At 58.0% G+C, this 25,667-nt stretch carries 21 protein-coding genes; 8 read left to right on the top strand and 13 right to left on the bottom strand.

Annotated features, from left to right (window positions below; all coding sequences use genetic code 11):
• Nucleotides 1–806: 806 nt before the first annotated feature.
• The 4 genes from AQZ50_RS20160 (at nt 807) to AQZ50_RS20555 (ending at nt 3,909) form a co-directional block, all read left to right on the top strand.
• The gene (locus tag AQZ50_RS20160) at nt 807–1,433 is read left to right on the top strand and encodes a hypothetical protein (RefSeq protein ID WP_231730345.1); all 627 of its coding nucleotides are present in this window, start codon (nt 807–809) and stop codon (nt 1,431–1,433) included.
• The gene (locus AQZ50_RS20155) at nt 1,430–2,050 is read left to right on the top strand and encodes a sigma factor-like helix-turn-helix DNA-binding protein (protein ID WP_082703712.1); all 621 of its coding nucleotides are present in this window, start codon (nt 1,430–1,432) and stop codon (nt 2,048–2,050) included. The genes AQZ50_RS20160 and AQZ50_RS20155 overlap by 4 nt, the downstream gene beginning before the upstream one ends.
• Before the next feature lie 81 nt (nt 2,051–2,131).
• On the top strand, nt 2,132–2,593 hold the full coding sequence (locus tag AQZ50_RS20560) for a hypothetical protein (RefSeq protein WP_156427398.1): 462 nt from the start codon (nt 2,132–2,134) through the stop codon (nt 2,591–2,593).
• The gene (locus AQZ50_RS20555; RefSeq protein WP_156427397.1) at nt 2,590–3,909 is read left to right on the top strand and encodes a hypothetical protein; all 1,320 of its coding nucleotides are present in this window, start codon (nt 2,590–2,592) and stop codon (nt 3,907–3,909) included. The genes AQZ50_RS20560 and AQZ50_RS20555 overlap by 4 nt, the downstream gene beginning before the upstream one ends.
• Before the next feature lie 358 nt (nt 3,910–4,267).
• Here AQZ50_RS20555 and AQZ50_RS15795 read toward each other — a convergent pair whose 3' ends face one another.
• The 3 genes from AQZ50_RS15795 to AQZ50_RS15785 form a co-directional block, all read right to left on the bottom strand.
• Nucleotides 4,268–10,210, bottom strand: coding sequence for a hypothetical protein (locus AQZ50_RS15795; protein WP_067747657.1), 5,943 nt, complete (start codon nt 10,208–10,210; stop codon nt 4,268–4,270).
• A 787-nt stretch (nt 10,211–10,997) separates the two neighbouring features.
• A complete protein-coding gene (locus AQZ50_RS15790) occupies nt 10,998–11,783 on the bottom strand; it encodes an anti-sigma factor family protein (RefSeq protein WP_067747655.1) in 786 nt (261 codons plus the stop codon).
• On the bottom strand, nt 11,780–12,286 hold the full coding sequence (locus AQZ50_RS15785) for a sigma-70 family RNA polymerase sigma factor (RefSeq protein WP_231730344.1): 507 nt from the start codon (nt 12,284–12,286) through the stop codon (nt 11,780–11,782). The genes AQZ50_RS15790 and AQZ50_RS15785 overlap by 4 nt, the downstream gene beginning before the upstream one ends.
• Before the next feature lie 108 nt (nt 12,287–12,394).
• Here AQZ50_RS15785 and AQZ50_RS15780 point away from each other — a divergent pair, with 108 nt between their 5' ends.
• Nucleotides 12,395–13,474 (top strand): catalase family peroxidase, encoded by a 1,080-nt coding sequence (locus tag AQZ50_RS15780; protein ID WP_067747651.1) that lies wholly within the window; start codon nt 12,395–12,397, stop codon nt 13,472–13,474.
• The gene (locus tag AQZ50_RS15775) at nt 13,471–14,028 is read left to right on the top strand and encodes a cytochrome b (protein ID WP_067747649.1); all 558 of its coding nucleotides are present in this window, start codon (nt 13,471–13,473) and stop codon (nt 14,026–14,028) included. Before AQZ50_RS15780 ends, AQZ50_RS15775 begins: the two co-directional genes overlap by 4 nt.
• 355 nt (nt 14,029–14,383) lie before the next feature.
• Here the strand turns inward: AQZ50_RS15775 and AQZ50_RS15770 are convergent, their stop codons facing one another.
• From AQZ50_RS15770 to AQZ50_RS15750, 5 genes are all read right to left on the bottom strand, one after another.
• The gene (locus tag AQZ50_RS15770) at nt 14,384–15,316 is read right to left on the bottom strand and encodes an NAD-dependent epimerase/dehydratase family protein (protein WP_231730343.1); all 933 of its coding nucleotides are present in this window, start codon (nt 15,314–15,316) and stop codon (nt 14,384–14,386) included.
• 136 nt (nt 15,317–15,452) lie between these two features.
• On the bottom strand, nt 15,453–16,214 hold the full coding sequence (locus tag AQZ50_RS15765) for a class II aldolase/adducin family protein (RefSeq protein WP_067747645.1): 762 nt from the start codon (nt 16,212–16,214) through the stop codon (nt 15,453–15,455).
• Complete coding sequence (locus tag AQZ50_RS15760; protein WP_197412522.1) at nt 16,211–16,609, bottom strand: nuclear transport factor 2 family protein; 399 nt, start codon at nt 16,607–16,609, stop codon at nt 16,211–16,213. Before AQZ50_RS15760 ends, AQZ50_RS15765 begins: the two co-directional genes overlap by 4 nt.
• Before the next feature lie 20 nt (nt 16,610–16,629).
• Nucleotides 16,630–17,430, bottom strand: coding sequence for a meso-2,3-butanediol dehydrogenase (locus tag AQZ50_RS15755; protein ID WP_067747758.1), 801 nt, complete (start codon nt 17,428–17,430; stop codon nt 16,630–16,632).
• Between the two features lie 8 nt (nt 17,431–17,438).
• On the bottom strand, nt 17,439–19,946 hold the full coding sequence (locus AQZ50_RS15750; protein ID WP_197412521.1) for a TonB-dependent receptor: 2,508 nt from the start codon (nt 19,944–19,946) through the stop codon (nt 17,439–17,441).
• Here AQZ50_RS15750 and AQZ50_RS15745 point away from each other — a divergent pair.
• Nucleotides 19,939–20,559 carry a TetR/AcrR family transcriptional regulator gene (locus AQZ50_RS15745; RefSeq protein WP_067747639.1) on the top strand — a complete coding sequence of 207 codons (621 nt, stop codon included), beginning with the start codon at nt 19,939–19,941 and terminating at the stop codon, nt 20,557–20,559. The two genes, AQZ50_RS15750 and AQZ50_RS15745, sit on opposite strands and share 8 nt — an antisense overlap.
• A gap of 200 nt (nt 20,560–20,759) precedes the next feature.
• On the opposite strand, the gene AQZ50_RS15740 is transcribed toward AQZ50_RS15745, so the two are convergent.
• From AQZ50_RS15740 to AQZ50_RS15730, 3 genes are read right to left on the bottom strand one after another with little or no spacing between them, the layout of a single operon-like run.
• On the bottom strand, nt 20,760–21,491 hold the full coding sequence (locus AQZ50_RS15740) for an SDR family NAD(P)-dependent oxidoreductase (protein WP_067747637.1): 732 nt from the start codon (nt 21,489–21,491) through the stop codon (nt 20,760–20,762).
• Nucleotides 21,492–21,514: 23 nt separating this feature from the next.
• Nucleotides 21,515–22,771, bottom strand: a complete 1,257-nt coding sequence (locus AQZ50_RS15735) for an NADH:flavin oxidoreductase/NADH oxidase family protein (protein WP_082703710.1) — start codon at nt 22,769–22,771, stop codon at nt 21,515–21,517.
• Nucleotides 22,772–22,823: 52 nt separating this feature from the next.
• Nucleotides 22,824–23,216: a VOC family protein gene (locus AQZ50_RS15730; RefSeq protein ID WP_082703709.1), complete on the bottom strand. Its 393-nt coding sequence runs from the start codon at nt 23,214–23,216 to the stop codon at nt 22,824–22,826.
• 256 nt (nt 23,217–23,472) lie between these two features.
• Here AQZ50_RS15730 and AQZ50_RS15725 point away from each other — a divergent pair, with 256 nt between their 5' ends.
• Nucleotides 23,473–24,897 carry an aldehyde dehydrogenase family protein gene (locus AQZ50_RS15725; RefSeq protein WP_067747634.1) on the top strand — a complete coding sequence of 475 codons (1,425 nt, stop codon included), beginning with the start codon at nt 23,473–23,475 and terminating at the stop codon, nt 24,895–24,897.
• Between the two features lie 66 nt (nt 24,898–24,963).
• Here AQZ50_RS15725 and AQZ50_RS15720 read toward each other — a convergent pair whose 3' ends face one another.
• Complete coding sequence (locus AQZ50_RS15720; protein ID WP_231730342.1) at nt 24,964–25,284, bottom strand: helix-turn-helix domain-containing protein; 321 nt, start codon at nt 25,282–25,284, stop codon at nt 24,964–24,966.
• Nucleotides 25,265–25,666, bottom strand: a complete 402-nt coding sequence (locus tag AQZ50_RS15715) for a type II toxin-antitoxin system RelE/ParE family toxin (RefSeq protein WP_067747632.1) — start codon at nt 25,664–25,666, stop codon at nt 25,265–25,267. Before AQZ50_RS15715 ends, AQZ50_RS15720 begins: the two co-directional genes overlap by 20 nt.
• Nucleotide 25,667: the final 1 nt, after the last annotated feature.

The following is a 25,667-nucleotide window of genomic DNA, read 5'->3' as shown; positions in this document are numbered from 1 at the left end:
TCTGGAATAAAATGATTTTCTCACCAAAAATCTGGCGCAACTTCATCCGGCATGCCGCGTAGGGTGTGCCTTGAAATACAGGAACTCCGCAAGTTACCACCTCGCCACTGGGGTTTTAGAAAAATCGGAAGAAATCGCTGGTTTCCCGGTGGCTTGGTAGCGTTTACGGCAAGACGGAATTAGCCCTATTTGGACGGAATTGTCCAGCCCCACGCATGATTTGTTCCCCGATCGCGCCATTTTTCCAGCAAATAGCCACGGAATGGGTTCGATCTGCCCTAGCCAAATTTCCTATCGACAGACCTATGTGGCATTGGGCAAAGTCGCCGATCGCGGGGTATGCATAAACCTGAGCGCACCGTCCGTCGCATGTATGTAGATGATATCATTCCCCCTATTCCAGTGTCATGGTGCATAGCGCTCGCCAGAATGGCTAGGCCGTCAATCCTCGCATTTGCAAGCTGCCCAGCTGTCACCTGGGCGGTAATGGCCGGCTTTATTACGCTCCCCAACGTGAAGCCTTTCGCAGCCTTGGCGCTCTGATTCTCATCTGCTATCATTACGACGCGTTGCGCAAAGGGCAGCGCCGGGACTGGTAATCCTGTCGAGAAGTCAATTCCTGGGCAACCCCTGTTGTCCGGGGTGCCGCTGTGTATGTCCAAGTGCCTCGGCACTAAAGACGGCGGCGCATGTCTCGACGTGTTACCAGCCCCGGCTCCTCCCGCGCCCAGCGCGCGGGAGTTTGGGGCCGTGCCGCACCGGCCCTTACTTCCGACAACCCGCAATGATGCGGAACGGAGGTGCATTTGGTTGAGCTTGCCCCCACGACATCTCGCCGCGCGTTGCTCGGCGCTTTGGCCAAGGCGCCGGTAGCAGTTGTTCTGGTCCCACGCATCCCTTCACCATCGGAGCGGATGCTGTCCGCCCTGAGTGACGACTATGGCGATGATCCGGTCAAACTGGTGCGCTCCAAAGCAGGACGCAGCCTCAGCCGGGAGAGGTATCGGCGTGCCGAAGAATTCTTTCCACGTGAGGGGCCAATTGCTCCGGCTGGCTGGTCGGATTTCCTCTACACCGTAGGCATCAGCGTGCAGCTTGGCCTCTCTGCACACCTGCTTGACGTCGGTTTTCCCGACGCCTGGTGCGCTCGACACATCGGCCTGCGCATCGCCAAGTCGCTTGCCTACGCCAACGCCACCGGCTTTAATCACGAATGCCCGCACATGGCGCGCTTGGCTCTTGTGCTCACGCCCTATTGGAAATGGAACCGTCCGCGCCTGTTCGGTGAAGCCCAACCGGATGATGGTGGATTCGCGCCCGACGAGGTACGCGTGCTTTTGCGGGCACTGCTTGATCACGTGCAACGGGTGACAGGTCACAAGTCATCTCGTTCACCGAATCGTCGTCCGGTCAATTCAGGCCTCTCGGCATGAAAACTGACAATTTGCGCTTAGCGGATTGCTACGAAGCAGCCCTGCAGACGATATCGCCGCTGCCGCGCGTCGTATTCCTGCTCTGCCGTGTGGATGATTGCTCATACCGGGAAATTGCCACGCGCTTGGCGATCGAGCCTGCTGTCGTGGAAGATTGTATTGCCTTTGCACTGGTGACTTTCACCCTGCTATTGCGCGGTCAACTACCTGATCGTCCGACGCCCCTGAAGATCGCCGAAGCCGAGGCTGTCCTGTTCCAACAATATCGCCGCCACTGCGCGAGTCTGATTGTAGCAAAGAGACCCGTGGAACATTTTCCGTCAAGTGGCTGCCCGAGCGGCCAGCGAGACCGCGGCGGCACCCAACCAACCGGTCGATTGCTACAACACATCTGGGAATGGCCGGCGCGCAGCCTCTTGAAATTTCCGAAATTGCCCAAATTTTCCAAGGTATTGACCTTCGAGGAATGGCTAAGGGGACCCACGGCAAACATTGGTCGGGCTATGCGCCAGACTCCTTTTCGGCAACCGACCAATGAACGCGGATTTCGTAGTTGCAGTCGGCAAAACCTGCCACTGGCGAGGCATCTACGGCTACTCTTCGAGCGATTTCGGTGATCTGGGCATGTCCATATCACCGAGATTTTGACGTGACGTTAGGTTATGCTAACGGAGCTTCGACGGAGTAAAGCAGGACCAATGGGATTTACCAAACCTCGGCCACGGCCAGCCAAAGGCCAACCCGCAGCGGAGACATTGTCGGCCATCGAACGCGAGGCGCTTGCGAAGGATGCTCGTTATGTAGGTAGCCCTCACCACACAAACGTTCCAAAGTTTGGCATCAAGAAGGCAGCCCCGAGATCTGGTGCTATGGGCATCGAGCAAGCAGAGGCGGAAAAGATCAAGAACCCGGATTGCCTCATCTGCCCTAGCAAATGGATCCATCGGCACAAGGATGTTACAAAGTTGCTGCAGAATGCACTCACTGCCGGAACATATGTGACCGACGGACCGGGAATTATGCCGGTCCGTTTGTGGGTGCGAGATCCTGAAGAAGATATTGTCTACGAGGCGAAACTTTGTGAGCCCCCCAAGGGTTATAAAGCATATCCACTAACCTCATACCAGGTGGCTTATAATTTGCCTTTCGTATTGCCATGAACAACGAATTCCAACTGACCCGCGATGGTTGGCTAGATGCTGATGCCGGTGATGCAGAGGCGCGCACGGTTACGCGGCTAAGAATTTCAATCCTAAATAACTTGATCACGCGCAACATCAGTAAGCGCGGCGGTGGTGAAAGCGAGGCGATCAATACATCGCTGCTACCACTTGCCGAGTTTCTCGCAAATGGCTGGTGGCCGTTGCTTTATGAACCGGTACGACCCAATATCAGCGATGCTTTTCGCGTACGGCATCGCCTTGACTCCGGAATGCGAGGTTATGCATTTCCTGCGTTGGCTCTTTGGTCGGGCGGTGAAGAGTCAATTGTAGCGGACTGGGCCGTTTTCAGCAATCCTTTCGCGACTATCTCCTTTATGACGACCCGTCCCGATGATCCGGTCCAACTTGGTCGTAACGGGGTCGAGCTCTGCCTAATGGAATTCGTCGAGACTGTGATAGAACGCTCAGACGGCGCCTGCGGCGATCTGACAATCGCTTGGAATCGGATACGCGATTCAATAGCTAATACTGATGAGTTGTCATATTGCATTGCTGCAGGTCGCCTCGGACTGGATCCATATGATCCCGATGCGCCGGACTTATCGGCTTGGGCGGCGGGGGTATCCGAAACGCTTTTCAATGACGTATCGGAGATCGTCGAAGTTTCTGAACTTGCAAAGACTTCAGAATGGCTCCGAGACGTGGACGCTCGCCTCAAGGTTCTTCCCGAAACAGATTTAAGCGGTTTTGGGAATCCAGCCTTCGACGATCTTACTGAGCCAGCTTGGGTGGCTGGACAAGTTTCCGCAGACCTTCTGCGCAATAATACCGGTCTACCCGTCGAAAATCCGCGCGGCGCCGTAAGCGACCTTCTCGGGAGCGTCATTGCAGAGGGTGGAGAATTAGCCTGGTCGGGGCCTGAAGGAATCTCCGCAGTCACTCATCGTCTTGGCTCAAAAGCCCGGATCGGGACTGTAGCCCGCAGCGCTCGCCAACGACGATTTCGAGCGTGTGCAGCTGCTTACATGGCATGGACTTCAGAGCAAGGCCAAGAGCACGCCGCAACCGACGCATCGACGCGTAAGCAGCAGGCGAGCCGAGCATTCGCAGCTGAAATGCTTGCACCAAGGCAAGCACTGCTCGCGCGAGCGTCCAGTAGCGGGTTTGACGATGAAGACCTTCTCGAACTCGCTAGCGAATTTATATGCCCATACGAAACCGTCAAATGGCAATCGATTCGAGCAGGCATTCGGCTTCGTGGCATTGTACTTCCCCCGCCGCAGCGAGGATTCGTAGTTACACCTAACGTCTAAAGCCTTCGGTCAATGATATTAGTCAAACAAACGCATGTACAAGAATATCTGCGACACTGATGGTACTCAATTGCGAGCGGACGTGCTGGAGTTCGCGTGATCTCCGCGAATCCCGCCGGCTGCGCAGTTGCCGAATTCGTTACAAAGGTAACCCTACGCATTTCCGTCGCGCTAGACTACTGTGTCGAGCGAACCCACTTAAAACGTATAGAGAACTTATTTTCAACGCCGGCGAGATTCGTTATCTCCTGCCAATCGATTTATCGAAGCCCAAACTTGCATGGACAGTGCTGTTTGTGGGCTCAAGAAGTGATGTTTGCGAAGGCACCCCGTAAACCGAGTTCGTTTGACAGGTGAGTTAGCCATTCGATGATGGGCTAAGCGGGGGTAAAAAGGGTGGCTTCTTCGGCCCCCGGGCCGCATCGGTTGCAAATCTGACGCCGCCGCCACCGTCGTCGTCTGAGGCCTCTATCCGCCTCCAGGCCGAGGTTGTCCCTCTAATTGCACCAAATCTCGCCTCAAACTGCAGTCGTCCGGCAGGTGTCAATACGACACGCTGGCCCTCGGCCCACGTGGCATCTTCGTCGATTGACTGCGGCAGGCCGCTTCTCCACCAGATGGTCTCAGCCATGACTGAGTTGCTCGAATCCCGATAGAGGTGGCAGGATCTGCTATCCCTCGACCAGCCGAGTTCGATAGCCGCGCACGGGCAGAAGACGAGAACGCGAGGCGGCTCACCTTGGGCAAGATGAGGATCGAGACAGACGACGAATCCCGCGGTCACACTGCCCTCCAGACTGATGATTTGAGAGCCAAAAGGAAACGCGCCCGGCAATCCGCCGAGTACGTCCTTTAGCATCGGCAATTCATCGTACGGCCCCATCGCGCGCCAAAATTCGGCTATTTGAGTCACGCGGATTTTGCGATCGGTCAGTCGGCGCCATTCGGCCAACACGGTCATATCCACGGACGCGCTACGGCCATCGAGATCTTCAGCAACCGCGTCGAGCCAAGCTTGCCGCTCTCTAAGCCAAAGATCGCCCGGAATTACCGGAAGCCGGATAGCTTGCGGCATCGCCATCGGATTCGGCAGCTGCATTCGGTCAGGATAAGCGTGAGTCCGAATGAGCATCATGCGCCAATCGTCGGTATCGAGCCGTCCCGCAGCGGCAAGTTCGCCTATTATATGGCGAAAAGCACGCAACACGGCTTCGACTTGCGGCCGCCGGTAGTTCATTTTCATCTGCACCTGGTCTAGCCTGGATTCCAGTTTTTGCGAGGCGGGATGGCCGAACCGTGCGATGCCGCCCCAGGATTGGATAAGTTGCCCCACCCGCCAGCGTATCTGCAGAGGCTGGACGCCGGCATCTCTCGCGATACGCTCAACCAAACCGATCCAGGGCTCTGTCCAGCCGAGTGGATCTTCGAGCCGCATGCCGCACGTCTTTCGATCTGTCGCAATGGCCTCAGTGATTTGTGCGGGTTCGGGCAAATAAATGCGATAAAAGTTGGGTAAATCTGACCGAACTGCGATTAACGGCCTTGCCCACCGCTCCGACAGAAATGATGCCGCCGCAGCCACGCCTCCATCTGGATCAGCGGCTAACGCATCAATCCGATCAATCCAAGCTTCCCGCACAGCCTGTCGATTGACCGCCGTTGTTAACAGATCCATCCCGATCATGCGTTGCTCGCCACCCGCTGTGATCAGGCGATCGGCAACATGATCAAAAATCTTATTGGCGCCAAGGTCCAGTAGGTCGTCAGCCGCCCGCATAGCTTCGGCGTTGACGATCGGGATGCCAAGCGTCAGCGCTTGCAACATCAGCCATGCAATCAAGCCATGATCATCGTCCGATTCCGTGGGCTTGGGCAAGTCAGCGCCCAACCGATATTCGCGCATCATCAATATTTGTTGCCCGAGGACAGTCCAAAGGTCTGGCCACGGCACTGGATCGAAAAGTAACGGGAATATTTCCTCAATCTCCCAGAGTGCGGAAGCGACACCGTGCTGCGACTGATACAAATCAGTCACGAACTCACCTCGCGCCGCCTCACGCACGTCGGCTTCGCCAAGCAATTGCCGCGCTTTGTAGACACCGCGTCGCCCGCTACTGCTCGCCCAATTGTAACTTTCCACCTTAGGTTCAAGAAATGGTGAGAGAAGCATTCGGGCAGCGGCCTCGTCTTTCGCCTCTAACGCTCGCTTAGCTAACGCCATCCCGATGATTCGGTCTGCAACAAGTAATGGATGCGCTAACCCAAATGCGTGCGCCTCCTGCCAATCGGCCTTGCCGATCACACGTACTGCCGCCTCTCGCAAGCCATAAGTTGGGAGCCGGTCATAGTCGGAAAGTGGATGGCCGCCAGAATGGGATTCTCGCCAAACCTGCTCGCTTGCTATGGCATCCACAATGCCGCGGAAATCAACAATATGTCGATATGACCTGTTTTCTGGGTTTCCAGATGTACTAGCGGCTCCAGCGCCCAAACGGGCAGCAACTTTTCGAGTTGCATCACCGTGGCCTCGAGCTTGTGCAGCTTCTTCGAGTACCCCCAGAAGTGACGCGCGAATGCCAGGTCGCGCCTGAATTTCGATTGCGGCTGCTGCGCGGGCTTCCAGATCTCCAACCTCGCTCATGTCCGCAGAAGCGATCAAATCGGTCAGAAACTGTCCGGTGGGCGTCGTGCTTGCGTGTGGTTCATTGTACCATGGCAGAGCAATCCGCTGCCAGACTGCGAGTGCAACAGCGCTCATTGCCGGATTGCGTCTCAAGATGCCTCGCAGCACCGCATCGACAATGCCATCCCAGCCCATCATACCGTTTTCGAGGGCGATCTCAGCTGCGCGCCTCGCGGTCTCAGTATCTGCCGATGCCGCCTCGGCAAGAAACTGACGTCCGATGCGCCATCTCATGCCCGAGCCTTCTGTCTGTCGCAGGCCATCAAGGAGCCGCATCGTGACCATTGCTCGTGATGCACGACGCTCCGGATCCGCCCGATTTGCACCGGCCAGCACCTCCACCCAGAGACTGTAAATGGGGTCTTTCTTGGCCTGAAGATAGATGCCAAGCGAACGTTGCCGGAGCTCGGCCAAAACCTGTTCGGCCCGCGTCGTCATCCCAATAGTTGCGAAGGACTTGGCCCAAGCGCATTGCTCTTCAACTTCTGCACGCGGATCACTCTCCTCAAGATCCGCCAGCCCTTGTTCAGCGCGTCTTTCTGCTGCTGTGACATCCTGATCGAGCGAAAATCCTCTGGTCACAACTAACCGTCGAAATCCGGGCCAGAAGCGGAAAAGTGCCTGATTGCCTGCTATCAACTGGTCGATAAGGGCAAGCGTAGGCGCAACCTGCTGACGCGAGTAATGAATCAAATCGAAGACGGCTCCCGCAACAACCTCGGCTGCCTGAGGCACAAAATAGCCAGATGACCAGTCTTCATCCGAAGTGGCACTCGCTGCTGCCACAAACTTGATCGCGCTGGCGGCAAGTCGATCGACCTCACCTTGACTGGCAATATCGCCGCCGATGACGCTCCCGGTCAAACTACCAAGCGCCAACAAATGATGCTGTAGACCACGAATCAGCCGTTCTTCCGGTAGGTCTAAAGCAGGCAATTTCTCGCCGGCTGCGACGTATAGGACAGTTCCCCTAAGAAGTGCTTTACATGCATCGGTGAGGGCCGCTGTCTGATCGAACTTCGCCACGCGATTGAGGCTCAGGACTGGCACATGGACCAGGAAGGCTCGCGCAAGATCAGCATCCCCACACCGTATCGCGAGCCGGGCGCCTAGTTGCGCCCAAGAGGGGCCAAGTTCAGGGAATCCGGACTCTACCAGAGCATCGCTGAGCAATTGACTGGTGAGCGCCGCGTCGCCTCCGCCAAAAGCTCTATCGGCGGCTTCAAGCAGTAACAACGGTCTTGCATCCGTTGGTACGGACCAGTGTTGCGCCAACAGATCGATATCCGTCTCACCCCCGCGAGACATTGCTCTTGCGACCTGGAACTTTAGGGCTTCGGACAGAGAGTCGAGATCGTCGTGAGTTACGCCCTCTATATCGCCGTCGCTATAGGCGCGCGTCAGGATCCGATTGATCTGCTCGCGATCAAGAAACAGAACGGCACGTTCCGCCCATGGCAATGCAGCTGTTGTATTACGCCAAGAATAAGGCCTCGCAGAATCTGCTAGCAGACGAAACGGATTTTCCTCCTCAAAAAGTTGCCGCGCTTGTTCGGGTTCACCGGCTTGAATTAGGGCATCAATGACATCCCATTGGCCGTCCGAGTCGCTCCCTTCGCGAAGTGCCCCAATGGCTGAGCTCAGATTACCAGCTGCCAAGTAAGAACTAACCAGAGGTGCGTTTTCCATCACGTCGGTGCGGCGCCTGATCTCATCTGCGGCAAGCATCAAATCGAACAGTCTTACGGGATCATCGGCCGCACCGAGCAGTCGGAATGCATCGTCAATATCGCCCAGCACGTCGCGCGCGGCACGGCCGGCGCAATATTGGCTATTGAACATCTCGCGGTTCGCAATCTTGAGCGCGTCATCACGGATTCCGGCAAGATAGAGGTAGCGAAACTTGAGCCACCGTTGTGGACTCTTTGGTGCAGCATTAGCAGCCAACGCCGCCAGCTTGCGGTACAATTCGGGCGGCGAAAACTCCGGGTCGTGACCGCCGAAGCGCAGGACCGGCTTTGTGTGCAGGTAAAGCCTGAAGCTGTTGTGAAACACGCTCCAGCCAATGTCGCGGCGGTCAAGCAAATATCCCGCCTGCGTCAAGGTCGCTTCAACTGCCGCATCCGTGGTCGCGCGGGCCAGAAGTTCAGGTTCGATAGAACCTTGGACGCGGGCCAACAAGGCAAGCACTCGTTTTATGTCCTGAGGTGGCGTCACCTGCTCAATCCCGCGCCAAGCGGCGTCATATATTGCCTCGAGATCGCCGCCAAATGCTTGCTCACCGGCAAGCAAGGCCTCGCATTCATCCGGACCGGCCATGATCAACCGCTGGATCAAATAGCGCGTCGCTAGCGGATGCCCTGCACCGAGCCGAAAGACATCATCGCGCGAGATGTCAGATGGAAGGCCAAGCCGATCTGACATGGAGGCGACCGCCAGCCTTGGGAGCGGCGCAATATCCACCCGACGGTCTTCATTTGCGGCCTGGTCAGACACGGCACGCGGCAGGCAAGCCAGATCGAGGCGCTGTGTGCCCAGCACGAACAGTACCCCAGCGGGGACCGCCTGAGGAAGTGGTAAGGCGGCAAGAAGCGAACGGTTGGGATGTTCCTCGCGCGGAATGTGATCGAGCCCGTCAACGACTATCAGGTAGCGCGCGCCATGCTCAGCATAATCCTGCCCTGCCTGCTCGACCATTGCGGCAAAGCTGTCCTGCCGCCCCTTGGTTGAATCCTCCTTCAGACGCGGCAGCTTTAGCCCGAAGCTGGCGAGCTGAGCGCATACATCGTCGTAGAAGGAATCGGCCTCGCCCCGCCCTTGCCCCAACGCACCGCCCGGCACAAAGGCGAGATAGCGGACGACATGGAGCTGCGGCTGATCTCGAAGCTCCCGCTGCAACAAGGTGGACTTGCCGGTCCCTGGCGGACCGAGCAGACTCACATAGCCGCCCAGATGATCACCGATGACGCTCGACAGCCTTTGTTCGCTAAGCTCATTGCGCTGGACATATGCGCCCATTGGAAAGTCATGAATATAGCGAAGCTGAAAGCGATCGCGCCAGCCAACCGCATCGAGAAGCTCCGCGCGCGTCCAACGGTCCTTGACTTCATCAACTACGAGCACTGAAAGCGCCCGAGCCAGATCTTCGATCTGTTGTGATCGCTCGGAATCCTCGGTCGGGTCCAGCGCTGGCGCAGCTGCAGGCCCCATGACCAACTCTAGATCGCGCCAAAAATGTTCGAAATCGGTGTCCGCCAGCCCTGATGCTTTGACCAGAGCATTGATGAGCGGTTCCCAGTTCGTGGCTCGCCATTCCAAAAGCGTTCGCCCTGGATGCGCCGATTGTTCGGCGAGAAAGTCGGCAGTCGTGCAGTCAGCCTTGCCCTTGACCAATTTGTCATTTCTTGTGGGATAATTGTTGGTCAGATAGCGCAACCGAATTTGGCGGTTAGGGAATTGCGCGCGCAGCAATTGATAGGACCGGGCGAGATCGGCAATCCCCTCGCTTTTACCGAGCCACAATGCCGTCAAACCAAGCGCGGAGGGCTTTTGGGACCGTTTGAATTGATGGCCAACGACCAATCCTGTACCAAGCCCAAGAACGAGGTCATCTGCCATCCCCGCCCCGCGGTCCGCGAGTCCGATCCATGCAAGACGACGATCAATAATCGCCTCGTAGATTAGTCGCGCTGACACACGATCCTGATGGACGTAGCCACGGCGAGCAGCACGCTCGCCCTCACCAGATGCCCGTGCGGCTGTACTTGCAGGTCGCTCCATAATCTAGATCTACGGTGATGACCGTCATGTCGCAAGCCAAAGCCAGTCCGGACCAGACCCGATATCGACCGCTGGCGAAGCGTCCAGAGTGGCTTGAAAAATGTTGCTCAACCTCCTTAGAAAGGTGCTTTACGCGCCTGAATTGGCACGCAAAGCCAGATATTCGGCCTGGAACACCTTCAAAAAGCTTCCGCACCAACAATGTGGCGTCAAACGCTACCTTGGAAGCGACCTACAATCTGTTCAGTGCAGCAATCGTCGACTTCGCGCACACGTTTTCGGACTACATCTGCGCCGATAGTGTCGGCACGGCCAGCTTTCTGAACGAACGAGTTTCGAACTCAGCGAATGCCCATCGGGAATTCCGCCCAGCTCAGTCGCGTTGGCCGCAAGGCCAACGCTGCCCACCATTCATCCGAGATGTCGATTGGCATCCGTGTCTCTCCGCGAAAACTGGGAGTAAGCCTGCAAGAACTGAAGCATGAAGACTCAGACGACGTACTGCGGAAATATGTAGTGGGGCCCAACGGCCGGTGACTGGCATCATGAAACATCTGGAACGATAAATCTCGACCGAAGTGCCGTGGTTAATGCCTAGTCGCCTTCGCCAAGGGCCTCCCAATTCTCAGCCAGATGTCGTCTTGCCGACCGATTGCTGCCTGATCTGGTCTGCAAAGGGATGAAGAGTCGATGCGGAAGCGGCTCCGACGAGGCTGTAACCGATCCCACCGTCCGCCCATGTAAAACCGCTCAAATCACCAAAACTTTGTTCGGCCATCCTGGTGGTGCGATCAATTTTCATCGGTCGCACCAGCACACCCAGCCGTGCGCCTTGTTTACTCTCATATATGTATAGCCCGGCCGGACCGTGCGGCGTCGCCACCACTCGCCCACCCAGCAAGCGGAACCCCGCGCCGGTCAGGTCCGGCACGCCCACTGGGCGATGGAGCCGGCTGGTGACCCAATGGCTGAGCGTCGCCGGTTCGGACACCTCGACCGGGCGAAGCGTGTCGGTCGCGAATACGGTATAGCTGTCGGCGGCCTCTTTAGCGAGCGCGCCGATGCCGTTTTCCTGCGGATTGATGCCTCCGCGCACCTGCCAGCCCGCCAGCCCACCTATGCACAGCAGCGCCAGCGAAGCAGCAAGCGCCGGCAGCGGGCGCAGCCATCCGTTCCAGCGCGGGCGGTGCGGCGCGAAGTGCCAGACATCCAGCCGGCTAGGGATGGGCTCTGCAACGATCGGCGCAAGGGCCGCGCGCAATGCATTGCGCTGGGCGACGAGTGCGGCGATCCGTGCCTGCATCTCGGCGTTTCCGGCCAGATATGCCTCAACACTGCGCTGGCGCGGCGGTTCGAGCCGCTCATCGACATAGGCTTGCAGGTCGTCCTCGGTAATCGGCCGCTCGTTCACTTCACTCTCCTGAGTGTGGGGCGCGTGGACTTGCTATCCAGCAAGGCGCGAAGCTGATCCCGGCCGCGTGACAGCCGTGACATGACGGTGCCGATCGGCACGCCCGCCACTTCGGCAGCCTCGGCATAACTCAAGTCCTCAACGCCGACCAGCAACAGCACCGCGCGCTGATCTCCAGGCAACAGGTCGATGGCGGCCAGTACGTCGCCAGTGTGCAGCCCGCATTCCTGCGTGGGCGGCGCTGCCAGATCGGCCTGATCGGTATCCTCAATCGCCACGTGGCGGCCCTGACGGGCCATGCGGCGGCCCCGATCGATCGCTGCATTGTGCAGGATGGCATAGAGCCAGGCCCGAGCGCTACGCTCGGGTCTGCGCTGGTGCCAGCGGACGATGGCGCGTTCCAGACAATCTTGAACGAGATCATCGGCTATTGCGGCATCTCGCACCAGTGCGCGCGCATATCGGCGCAGGCCCGGGATCAGGGGCTCGAGGATCAACATCATGTCGTGCATCGTGGGGCAGACGTTGTGGTCGCAAAATTTATTCCGGCACCCGGGGAATAATCTGCCCGCAGCTTGCGTCCCTGCCTCAAACCTCTGCAGGAGACCGCCATGCCACCTGATCCCCATCCCCGGATGTTGCCGCGCCTAGCCCTTACCGGAGCAATACTTGGCGCTATAGCACTGCTTTTCGCATGGGTTGCCGGCTGGCTCACGCCAGGCCGCGTCAGTGGCGGCTCGATCGTCGATGCCATGCAGTACAACAGCGGCAAAGTCTTCCTCGGAGCCCGGCGCGCGCACGCCAAGGGCTTGTGCGTTTCGGGTCGCTTTGCGAGCAACGGTGCAGGCGCGACCCTCTCACGCACGCTGCTGTTCCAGGCGGGAGCCATGACGCCGGTGTCGGGCCGCTTTTCGCTCGCCGGGGGCAATCCTGACGCCCCCGACGGGCGCAATGTGTTCCACGCGCTGGCTTTGCGCTTTGTGCTGCCGGGGGGCGAAGAATGGCGCATGGCACTGGATCATACGCCGATCTTCATTGTGTCGACACCTACTGATTTTCAGGCGTTCCAGATCGCCAGCAAGCCAGACTCTGTCACCAAGATGCCAGACCCTGTGCGGATGGCGGCCTTTCTGGCCAGCCATCCTGAAACGCGGCGTTTCATGGCCTATATGAAGTCGGCGCCGCTGCCGTCGAGTTTTGCCAACGGCACCTATTACAGCATCAATGCGTTCCGCTTCACGAACAATACGGGCGAGACGCACGCCGTGCGCTGGCAGTTCGAACCCGAAGACAACTTCTCCGCGCTGGACAAGGCGAGCCTTGACCGCCTGCCGACCGATGCGCTGTTCGACAAATATTTGGCGCGCGCCAGCCAAGGACCAGTGCGTTGGCATCTGGTTATTATCCCTTCTAATCATGGTGATGCGACCAATAATGCCGCGGTCCAATGGGGCCCCGGGCATGGGCGGATCGACGTCGGCACATTGACACTGACGCACGCAGTGCCTGAGGTGTCGGGCGATTGTCGCGATGTGGTGTTCGATCCGCTGATCCTGCCCGACGGCGTGTCGGGGTCGGACGATCCGCTGCTGGCCGGGCGTTCGGCCGCCTATTCTGCATCGTTCCGTCGTCGCGCCAAGGAAGGGCCGCGCCGCGTTTCCGTCCCGGTCAATCAAGGAATTGCGAAATGATCCCGCCAGATCGTTATGCGCTGCCCGCGCGTGTCTTGCATTGGGCCATGGCGATGATGATACTGGCCATGCTGTTCGTCGGCGCGGGTATGGTGTCGACCGCGAGCTGGGCCTATCCCGCATTGCTGACTTGGCACCGACCACTGGGCGTCACGATATTGGTGGTGGCCATGCTGCGGCTGTTAGTGCGGCTCACCCATCGCGCACCACCATTGCCAGCCGCCTTGCCACGTCTACAAACTGTCGTAGCCCGGGGTTCGCACTATTTCCTGTATGCGCTGATGTTCGCCATGCCGTTGATTGGCTGGGCGATGCTGTCAGCCGCAGGAACGCCCGTGCAATTGTGGCCAGGAACCATATTGCCGCCGATCCTCTCGCACAGCCTGCGCCTTTTCGGCTGGCTGAGTTGGGTTCATGGGCTTTTGGGCTATGGCTTTTTCCTGCTGATTCTGGGGCACCTGGGGGCGGCACTGTTTCACGGTCTGATCCGGCGCGATGGCGTGCTGCGAAGTATGGCATCGTTCGGCACGAGGTCGGACCGAGCCAGGAAATGACCGAAATGACCGGCACTCAACCCTTGGCACTAGTCAGCTTTCCCATGCCAGATGGCGTGTACTGACTGGCGGCCCAACTTACGCCAATGCAATCGCAGTTGGGATCCGCGTGCTGGAAACCGATCAAGTGGCTGCCCGCACAGCCACCTGACCGGCTCGATATCATGATTGAGGTTGAAGGCGCTAAAAGCTCTGCCGAAGATCCCGATAAGCTTTCGTAGGCACTAGAACCTGAAGAAGTCGTCGAGGAAGCTTCTGATCGACGCGGGTATTAACCACTGACGGTTCAGGTGCGGTGCCGAACGCAATCGAAAATGCGCAGATGCATCGCCGCTGATACCTGAACGCATAAGAATCAGGTTTGGGCTGCAAACCAATCGCCGAGCGACGGCGACTTTGGCACCCAGCCAAGCCGCCGGGCATTGGCCGCGATCACCCGGCTATTTGAAGCCAGTCCATATCGTGCGGCCAGACCATAGCCGGCAGTCACCTGCTCGACGTCGAGGCTGTGCGTACGTCCTTCGGCGCCGATGACACGGGCGATATGTTGCGCAATTTCCAGAAACGACATTTCGCCATTCGCTGCGAAGAAGAACGAGGCGGCCGGTGCCCTTTCCATAGCCAACAGATAGAGGTCGACCAGATCGTCGATGTGGACATTCGCGTAGCGATTCAGTCCCTCACCGAGATATAAGCCAGCTCCCATTTGCCGCGAAAGGCCGATGAGCTTGGGTAACTGGTCGCTATGGGGCTGCAATCCCCGTCCTTCGCCATAGATCATGGCCGGACAGACGACTACCGCTCGGACAGAGCGATCGATCCCGGCCATACGCACGCGGCGATTCATAACGACACGCGGTAGCCGGAAAGGCAACGGGGTGAATGGGGTGTCTTCGCAGAACTCTTGGCCAGAATGTGTGCCGGCGGCATCGTCGGCTATGATACTTGACCCGCTGGTGTGAATGAAGAGCTTGCCACTTCCTGCCAGTGCATCGAGAAGGGCATCGACGGACGCCTCATGGTCAGCATCAGCTGCGTGGATAACTGCATCGGAGGCCTGGGCCACGCGCGCCAATGTTTCGACATCGTCGAGCGAACCGATGACCGGCTCGATTCCCCGCGCCTCCAGCGCTGCAGCCTTGCCGTCATCACGGGTCAAACCCGTGACCTGGAAGCCATCAGCCACCAGCCGGTTTGCGACGGAACCACCGATATAGCCGCTGGCACCAGTAACGAATATCTTCATGTGGAATAATCCCTTGGAAATCAAGCGCGGTTCGGACGCCATGTGGATCGCGGCCGAGCCAGCTATCCAATTCAAGATATCAAATGGTATCCAAATTTCAACCGGTACGATTTGTCCGCGCGCAGCCTTGCAGAAGTTGGCATAGCCGAGGCATCCAACGCGGGTCGCCTCACAGGCATCAAGTGCGAAAGCTTGGATCGATCCGGTCGAGCTTTCTCAACAGCGCGGGCCAGGCCAGCCGCTCGGCCGCCTGCCCCATCGCCTGGGGTGCTGATTGAAGGGCGACCTTGTGCTCGACACCCCGGACCGGTTTGTTGAGCCCGTTCCAGCCCGCCGCCAGCATGTGCACTTGCGCCTCACAAGCGCGTTCGAGAAAATAAATGCGCAGGAAGCAGACCGCCACGCTGGCCCCAACCGCGAGCGTGCCATGGTTTCTCAGGAGCATCGAGTGTTTTTCACCGATGTCATGAACGAGCCGCGCCCGCTCGTCGAGATCGGTGGCGATGCCCTCATAGTCGTGATAGGCGATGTCGTGCCCGGCGATCATTGCGGTTTGGGTAAATGGCAACAATCCGCACTGCATCGCAGAAACGGCCTGACCATACGGTGTGTGCAAGTGCATCACCGCTTGGGCATCCTCGCGAGCCATGTGGATCGCCGAGTGGATCGTGAAGCCAGCCGGGTTGACCGGATGCCGGGACGCCCCCACCGGATTGCCCTCCACGTCGATCTTGACAAGGCTCGATGCCGTGATCTCGTCAAACATCATGTCGTAAGGATTGATCAGGAAGTGGTGTTCGGGCCCGGGCACACGCACCGAAAGATGCGTAAAAATGAGGTCGTCCCAGCCAAATAGCGCCACCAATCGGTAAGCCGCCGCCAGATCCACGCGACGTTCCCATTCGCCGCAAGCCATCATGGTATGATCTTGCAAGCTCATGCTGCCATCCCCAGTTGTGTCGCCAGTGCGAGCCGGTCGAAGCAAATCTCCTGGAAGGTGATCTTGTCACCGGAGAAACGGTACAAGACGACATAGCGCATCTCAACTTTGCTGCCCGACAGCGGGCCGATCTTCGCCACCCCCCGCAAATGACTGAATTCGACGGCCTCATTGCCCTGGACAACTGTTGAAGTGACTTCAATGCTGCAATCGTCGAACATCTCGAAGACCCGTAGTTCGTCAGAAATCTTTGCTGCCCTTCCCTGCATCACACCATCCGGTGTCACGATTTGGGCATGCTCATCGAAATATCGGCCGATGGTGTCCATGTCCCGCCCGTGAAAGGCGTCATGCAACGTATTCAAAATAGTGGGAATGTCGGTGTTGGGTGTCACGTGAAGATCTCCTGATTGGATCATTGGGATGGCTGCCGCAATTCCCTCAGCAATCGCGCGAAGTCCGGCTGACCAGCGCCCGCCGTCATGCCCCCGTCGATGGGGATCGCCGCGCCGACTATGAAACTGGCATCGTCCGACACCAGGAACGCCACCAGGCCAGCGATCTCCTCGGGCTCAGCCAAGCGTCCAAGCGGAATGGCTTCGAGCCATGCGTCGACCACCGAGGGGATTGCCAGTGGGCGGGCGTTGATCTCGGTGCGAACGGGACCGGGACAGATTGCGTTGATGCGGATCCCGGCCCTGGCGTAATCCATTGCCAGCGAGCGCGTAAAGTTAATCACGCCGGCCTTAGCTGCGTTATATGCGCTGTTCATATGGTCGCCGCCAAGTCCGGAAATAGAGCCGAGATTGACGATCGCACCAGCACCCTGCCGCAGCATGTGGGGTATCGCGGCCTTGCATCCGAAGAACACCGAATCCAGGTTGACCCGCAAGACGCGGTCCCAAAATTCAAGTGTCACCTCGTCAAACAACGCGCCTCCCGGGATCCCGGCATTGTTGACGAGGATGTCGATGCGTCCCGTCCGGCCGACAAGATCTTCAATGGAGGCGGAAACCGAGGCAGCGTCTGCGGCGTCGACTTGAGCGAACGATGCGCCCTTGCCGATCGCCGCCGCGGTCAGCTGGCCTTGCCTGATGTCGATATCGGTCAACAACACTTCCGCGCCTTCCGACACCAGCCGCTTTGCTACCGCGGCGCCGATGCCGCGGGCAGCTCCGGTCACAACAGCGCATTTCCCTTCAAGCCCGCCCTGCATGGAGCACCTCATTTGAACCGGAACGAAAACGACAGGCCATAGGTCGCGGGTCGTCCGGCCTGGCGGTAGATGTCATCGGACGCTTCCACGACCCCGATCCAATAGTAGGCATTGGTGATGTTGCGCGCCCATGCGCTTGCTCGCCAAGCCCCGTCCTTGCCCTCGATGCCGGCGCGCAGATCAAGCAGGGCATAGGGCCTCATACGGAACAACGGATCGGAACCGAAAGTCGCGCCTTGAACGCTGGTGTAGGTGAGGCCGCCGCCGACAAATCCCGACAACCGATCGGATATGATCGGAAAGTTGTATTGCACATCGCTTACGATCTGAACTTTAGGCGTGTTGGGAAAGACCGATCCGCGATAGTCGGCAAGAACACCAGCGGCGTTATATCCGGTGTATGCAAGCACCTTGCTATCGCCATATGTACCGGCAATGCTAATGTTCAGCCCTGTGATCGGTCGCGCCTCAACCGAAACCTCTGCGCCGATCACCCGCGAGCGCGGAACAGACACCAGCTTCTCGATCAGCCCGAAGAACGGATCAACGGTGCGACCATGCAACTGCTTGTTCGCATAGTCGTAGTAAAAGCCAGCTGCGTTCAACTGAAGATGATGATCCAGCAGCGGAAGCTTGACACCTGCTTCATAAGCGACAAGCCGCTCTTGCGGGACCGACGCGAACGAATCCGTGCTGAGAGTCAGTAGAACCGGATAGCCACCCGACTTGTAACCGCGGTTGATGCTGGCATAAACAAGGCCGCCGGAGTCGAATTTATAGTTGATCCCAGCCCGGAACGACAAGTTGTGCTCGCGCATTCGGCCAGTCGCCGGATTGGGATTGTGGTTTGTATCAAGCGAGCCACAGTCGCCGATCCCCACCGGAACAACCGATCCCTTGAGCAAAAACTGCAACGTGTCGATCAAAGTGGCCGCATTGGGGTCGACGATGACTGTGCACCCGTTGAAATCACGATTGGCCTGGGTGTAGCGAAAACCGCCGATCAACGTGACTCGCGCCACTGCCTCGTAATCGATATTGCCAAAACCAGCGTAGCTGTTGAGTATCTGATGTGTCGCGGCGGCCGTGGCGTCAAACGGCGGCACTAATGGTCCTAGCGGGTCATTGAGGCTGATCTGCGAAAGCTTATCATAGAGATTGTCGTGAATATTGGCATAGGCGTAGTTTCCGCCCGCAATCCAGCGCAGTCTGGGTAATTCACCAGCAAGACGAATTTCTTGCGAAAAGGACTCTATAGATCCAGTGTCGTGGAATTCACCAACCTGGGCCGGCGTCGCGCCAAAGTCGATGTACTTGTCCTGTTTGAAATTCTGATAAGCCGAGATCGTCGTCACCTTGGTCGTCGACCCCAGTTCGTAATCGGCGCGCACCGAAGTCTCCAGAAAGGTGTCGTTGGCGCGCATTGGATTGTCCGCAGTCCAGTCGGCATAACGCGCCGTCAGCGGCGACTGGACCTGCAACTCAGGGGAAACGCGGGCTGGATCGGTCGGGACGACGGCGATCACCTGACCAGCCAGTGTGTCCGACCCGTCGTGCCAGGCGTTAACGTTGACTGCGACGTGCAGGCGGCTTGTCGGGGTCCAGTCCAGCAATACTCGCCCCATCACCTGGCGCGCATCGCCCAGTTGCGCACCAGGACGGGAAGCGCTCTTCTGCCAAGCTCCGCCCTCAACTGCTTTAACCGCTATGCGCGCGCGCAGCGTGTCGCTCAGCGGGCCACTAACGAACCCGCCAGCATCAACTTGGCCAAAATTCGACAAACTGGCATCGCTGCCTGACTCCAGCGATTTCGTGGGCTTGGCAGCGATGTAATTGATCGCGCCACCCGTCGAGTTCTGGCCATATAACGTCCCTTGCGGTCCCTTGAGAACCTCGACCCGGCTAAGATCGAGCCCGGCGGCCTCGGTCATCGCAGGGAAAGCCAGCGGCACTTCATCAACATAAACGCTGACCGCCGGAGAACCCGCGAGTGAATTGTCAAAATAACCCACACCCCGCAATGTGTATACCGGTGTATTATATGGCGTCGGAGTAAATACAAATCCCGGAACTGCCTTCGCGAGATCCGAGGCACTAAAAATACCTCGTTGAACAAGACTGTCTCCCGGCACTGCCGTGATCGAGAGTCCCAACTTGTTGGCTGACTGGCTACGACGCTCGGCAGTGACGACGATCTCCGCGACCCGTCCAGACGCTTCGTTGTCGGATGTAGTCGAAGCGGGGGTTGCACCCCCTGGCGAGGCAGCTTGTCCAAACGCTACGCCTGGGAGCGACAGTACGTAAAGTGAAATTAATGTCGTTACTTTTAAAACCTGCATGACATCCTCCATGATTGCTTGTTCTTTTCGATTATTTATCCAGGCACGGCTTGGCGTCCGGCTTTCGTCGGTTCGGTGTTGTTTTTGGTTGTCCTGCATCCGCGCGCTGGAGTACGAGACATCTATCGATGTCGGAATACCGATTGAATTTCGAACTGGAGTGTGCAGCTTGACCAAGCGGATACGCAAAACCCGGGCGGAGCAGCAGGCGGAAACCCGCACCCGCCTGCTGGAAGCTGCACAAACGGTCGTTGCCCGAATGGGGTACCACGGGTCGTCGATCGAACTCGTTGCTGCCGAGGCCGGCTATTCGAAGGGTGCGGTCTATTCCAACTTCACGAGCAAGGAGGATATGTTCCTCGAACTGCTCCGAATGCACATGGACCGCGATCTTCGTGACCTGGAACAGATCGTCGGGATGGCGCCCGATGAACTGTTTCCAGCCAACACTCGCTGGCTTGAGAATATGCATGCCATCTTGCCGGACATGCCGACGATGATGATCGAGCTGCAACTGCACGCGCGCCGCAATCCGGAGTTCGCCCGCGCATTTTATCCGCTGCAGGCGCGCAAGATGGAGGGTGTGGCGGCCATTATCAGCAAGTATTTCGCAGCGAGCGGCCAGACCTTGCCGATGGACGAACTTGAACTTGCCCAGATCGTCGAGGCTCTGGTCCACGGGCTGAGCTTGCAGCGCCCCCGACGAGATGCCGGCGCCACCAACGAAGCCGGCGCGATCATCGACAGGCTCATGAAGGTGCTCTCGCACCGTACTGCAAGCGATAGCTGACCCTCTTTGGCCGCGCAGTCGATGCCTCGACGCACCTTGTTCTTCTGCATTGAGCATGACCATCTCCCTGCGCGCGCCGATCCACCGCTCGACCGAGCATCGGTCAGCGGGCAGCGCATCATTCATTGCTTCGAAACAACTGAGGAACCTGGATGATCATGTCTTCACGATCATCCAGCTCAGAATAGTATTGATCTAATTCATAGTGTTAGACCAGCATCCGCAATGATCTCGGCTCCGACAATGTAGGACGATTCGTCGGACGCCAAAAACGCGGCGATCTGGGCGATCTCGCGCGGTTGCCCGGCACGGCCAAGCGGTATCATCTGCTCGAAGCGGTCGTTGTCTTCGGGATCGTGCTTAAGGATCATGTCGGTCCGGATCATGCCGGGCATGATGGCGTTGACACGGATTCCCGCCCGCCCGAATTCTGCGGCGGCAGTGCCCGTCATCCCCCGGAGCGCCCATTTTGTGGTGGCATAGGCGAATTGTCCGGGAATCTTGCGCGTTCCAGAAATCGATGAAATGTTGATGATCGAGCCGGCTCCGGCAGCACGCATAGGCTCGAACACGGCCTTCATGCCCAACATGGGGCCCGTCACGTTCACCGCCAGATGGCGGTCGAACATGGCGAGATCTGTCTCCATCAGAGGCTTTGGATCGTAATACGCTGCGTTGTTGACGAGGACATCCAGCCGGCCAAAGCGATGAAGCGCCTCGGTAACGACCTCCTGCCATTGTGCTTGGCTCGACACGTCCTGCTCGATGAATATGGCTGCCGGCCCGATATCTGCAGCAACGGCCGCGCCCTTTTTCTGGATATCGGTCAAAACGACTTTCGCCCCCTCTGCAGCGAACAGCCGTGCTTCAGCCTCTCCCTGACCACCGGCTGCGCCGGTTATAATTGCCACCTTGCCAGTCAACTTGCCCATGCGTTCTACTCCAGCAGGTGAATTCAGGCGACGCCAAGTGCGGCGCGAGCGCCCAGCAGCGTCTCGAGATTGGCCGATTCCAGCGCCACGAAACACGCGGCGGCATCTGCCCCGTCCATCGTAGGGTCTGGTTCCAGTCCGTCGCCCATCCGCTCGATCTGCATATTGAGCCAAGGCATGTGATGAAACATTTCGAGATGAGCCTCCGGCTTTGGCGCCTCTTGCATTTCACCGGAAAGCAGCTTGCGCGGCACATCTGGGTCGACCAGCATCGGTCGGCCGATGCCGACAAGGTCGAGTTGCCCACCATGCAACGCGTCCTCCATGCCACGAAGCGTGCGAAACCCGCCCGTTACCATGATCGGCATGGTCGCCACTTTGCGAATGTCGGCGGCAAACCCGAGAAAATAAGCCTCACTCCGGCAAGAGGATGCCATTAAGCCATCTTCGCCTTCATCTTTGAGCGCCACCCCCATCATCTTGGGCTGCTCGAGCGAACCGCCCGACAGTTCCAGCAGGTCGAGGCTGGTGCTATTCAGCCGGCGCACCACCTCAATACATTCTGCGTTGGTAAAGCCGCCCTTCTGGAAATCGGTCGCGTTGAGCTTGAGGCCAACCGGAAATTCCGGGCCAACTGCCGCGCGTACCGCAGCGAGCACCTCCACGAGAAAGCGCGCCCGGTTCCCAATGTTGCCGCCCCATTCATCCTTGCGCAAGTTGGTGCGGGGGCTGAGGAACTGCGAGATGAGATAGCCGTGTGCACCATGGAGTTCGACGCCATCGAATCCTGCCCGCTTCGCAAGTTCTGCTGTTTGTGCAAACTGGCCTATTGCGTGATGGATCTGCGCCGTTGTCATCGCCCGTGGCGGCGAAAAGGTGTAGCCGATGCCACGCATCACCTCGACATCGACCATCGAGGGGGCCAGCGGCGCGGGATTGATTTCACTTACGACCTGACGTCCGGTGTGAGAGATCTCCGCCCAAAATCGGGCCCCGCCCGACTTTCCCGCAGCCACCATCCGCTTTAGCGCCTCGAGACCACTTTCATTGTCAAGCACGACATTGAGCGGCCGCTCTAGATGCTCGCGATCAACCTGAATATTACCCGAGAGCAACAGGCCTGCACCGCTGCCGCTCCATCGCCGGTACAGCGCCTCCAGACGCTGCGTGGCGCGATTACACTTGTCAGCCATACCCTCACTCATCGCCGCCTTGACGATGCGATTTGGCAAAATGGCCCCACAGGGAAGTTCCAGCGGGTCGGAAAGCGATATGACCATGTTGTCTTGTCCAATTTGCGGGATTCTTGGAAACGCATGCCGGCCTCGCCGGTCAGCGAAAAATGAACTCGAGCTTCATGCCTCCCGGGCCAGTCACGAAAATCTGATGTTCGCCCGATTCAGGAACGAAGCGCTCAAAATGAGGCAGGCCAGACTCGGCCAGGCGGCTGAGAAACGCGGCAAGATCATCACCAACGAAGGCAATATGATCGACATAACTCGCCGCGACACCCTGCGCCCGACCGACATAGGCATCTGCGCCTTCGGTCTGCGCCTGGGCCAAATGCACCACAGGGCGACCTTCGCTGTAAAGCCAGGCTCCCGGAAACGAAAACGGCGGTCGCGGCCCAAGCTCGAGCTTCGCGAGATCGCGGAAAAACGCCCCAGTCTGCTGGAGATCGTCCGTCATTACGAGAATGTGGTCAAACTTCAGGCCCGAGAGCATTTCTCACTCCATGATGCCACCCAATCGTGACGCAACGCCCAGGCTCTGCGTACCGATTCGTTTTCAAATATCGTTCGGTATCTAGATTGAGAACGGATCGACGTCAACGCGCTATCGCCAGGTTGAGGAACTCCGAATACCGATTGACTTTTGCATTCCGATCGGCATTATAATTCCGGTATAGCGTCCAGAATGAACCCCGCCCTCAAGGTGATCGATCAAGGTTCGCCATCATTTTCAATACAAGGGTTTCAAAATGCGTCAAAATACCAAGTTCTATATCGATGGAACATGGGTTGATCCGGTCATTCCCGCCCAACATGAAATATTTAACCCTACAGATGGAAAGACATCTGGCAGTATATCGCGCGGATCATCGGCAGACGTTGACCGGGCCGTTGTTGCGGCAAGGCGCGCTTTTGAAATATATTCCCAGACATCGCGTGATGATCGCCTATCGCTTCTGACAAGTATTTCAGAGGTGTATAAACGGCGCTACGAGGATGTGGTTTCAGCTCTTTGCGACGAACTGGGGGCTCCGCTTTGGCTTGCGCGGGATTATCAGGCTGGTCTACCGCTGGCGCATCTCGAGGCTGCGATGACTGCGCTCAAAGAATATCCCTTCGAGGAGGCGCGCGGGACTACGCTGATCCGCCGTGAAGCCATCGGTGTGTGCGGCATGATAACGCCTTGGAACTGGCCACTTCATCAAATCGCCACCAAGGTCGTGCCAGCCCTCGCAATGGGCTGCACCATGGTGCTCAAGCCCGCTGAACTGGCACCCTATTCAGCGTACCTTTTCGCCGAAATCCTGCACGATGCAGGTGTTCCTGCGGGTGTATTCAATCTCGTCAATGGCACCGGTGCGGTTGTCGGCGCCGCCATGAGCGCTCATCCCGACATTGATATGATGTCGTTCACCGGATCGACCGGCGCCGGGATCGAGGTCGCGCGCGCTGGCGCGAAGACCGTAAAGCGCGTTTGCCAGGAACTTGGCGGCAAATCAGCCAATATTGTGCTTGATGACGCCGATTTCGCGGTTGCGATCCCAGCCGCCGTCCAAGGCGCAATGATCAACTCCGGTCAGACCTGTTCTGCGCTCACCCGCCTCATCGTGCCGGCTTCGCGGCTTCTAGAAGTCAATGCCATTGCAGCCAAGGCAGCCGCCGCAATAACGGTTGGGCCTCCGGAAATAAATGCGACGATGGGCCCGATCGTGTCCAAAGCGCAGTTGGAAAGCATCCAATCCTATATCCAGATCGGTCTTGATGAAGGAGCGACACTGATTGCTGGCGGCCTCGGCAGGCCCGAAGGGCTTACACATGGTTTCTATGCACGCCCCACAATTTTTTCCAACGTGACGTCGCAAATGAGAATTGCACGAGAGGAAATCTTCGGGCCGGTCCTGGCAATCTTAACTTACAACACAATCGATGAGGCGGTGGCGATCGCAAACGACAGTCCATATGGACTATCTGGCGGCGTGCAGACCGCCGATCCGGCCAAGGCCCATGCAATTGCGGCCCGACTGCGCACCGGGCAGGTCTATCTCAATGGTGCCGAAGTTGATTTTGGCGCTCCGTTCGGCGGCTACAAACAATCGGGCAATGGACGGGAATGGGGCGATTTTGCATTCAACGAATACATCGAGATCAAGGCAATTCTGGGAGGAGCAGCATGAACAATTCGCCATCCATCGGCCCACCAATGATCAACAGACGGCGTTTTGCAGGCAGTCGAATCGGGCTCAGACTATCGCCTCCAGACCCTTCCTGCTTATGATCGACAGGAGGCGTAAGGCGGGTCCGCCAGGGCGTTTGACGCCACGTTCCCATTCGGAAACAAGGTTTTTGGATACGTTGAGATAGCGCGCAAAAACAGGCTGAGAGACACTCTCGCTTTCGCGGATCGCCCTAATCTCCTCGGGCTTTAGCACCGGCGCAGGCATCAAGCAGGATTCGTCGAATTCACGCATCGTCTTTTTGTCGATGGCGTGGATCTCGAACGCGCCCTCCATCATCTGATGAATGGATGCCATCGCCTCGCTCTTATAGATCTTCTTCGCCACGCTTCACCTCCATCAACCGCCCGATTTCCACCAGCGCATCCATTTGCTTCTGGGAAAACTGCAGCAGTTCCTTGGCTGCCTTCTTGAACTCAGTCAGCTCATCAGCATCCAAATTCGCTTTGTCGCTCTTGGCAAAACCGAACACAAAAATGGAACGCTCACCGGCCCGGAAGAATATGAGCGTCCTGTATCCGCCGGACTTGCCGGCGCCTTCTCGGGCCACCCGCTGCTTGATCAACCCACCACCCAAATCGGCATCGATCAAACCACGGGTCGCCCGGTCGATTGCATCGCACAAAGCGGAATCGCTAATCCGTTCCTTGCGAGCAAATTTTGCGAACCAAGAGTTCTTATACATCCTCAAGCTTGGAATCTCAGCCATT

Origin of the sequence: Novosphingobium sp. Fuku2-ISO-50 (assembly GCF_001519055.1) — a bacterium.
Taxonomy (GTDB): Bacteria; Pseudomonadota; Alphaproteobacteria; order Sphingomonadales; family Sphingomonadaceae; genus Novosphingobium.
Note: the sequence above shows the minus strand (reverse complement) of the source record. Positions and strands in the feature narration are given on the sequence as shown.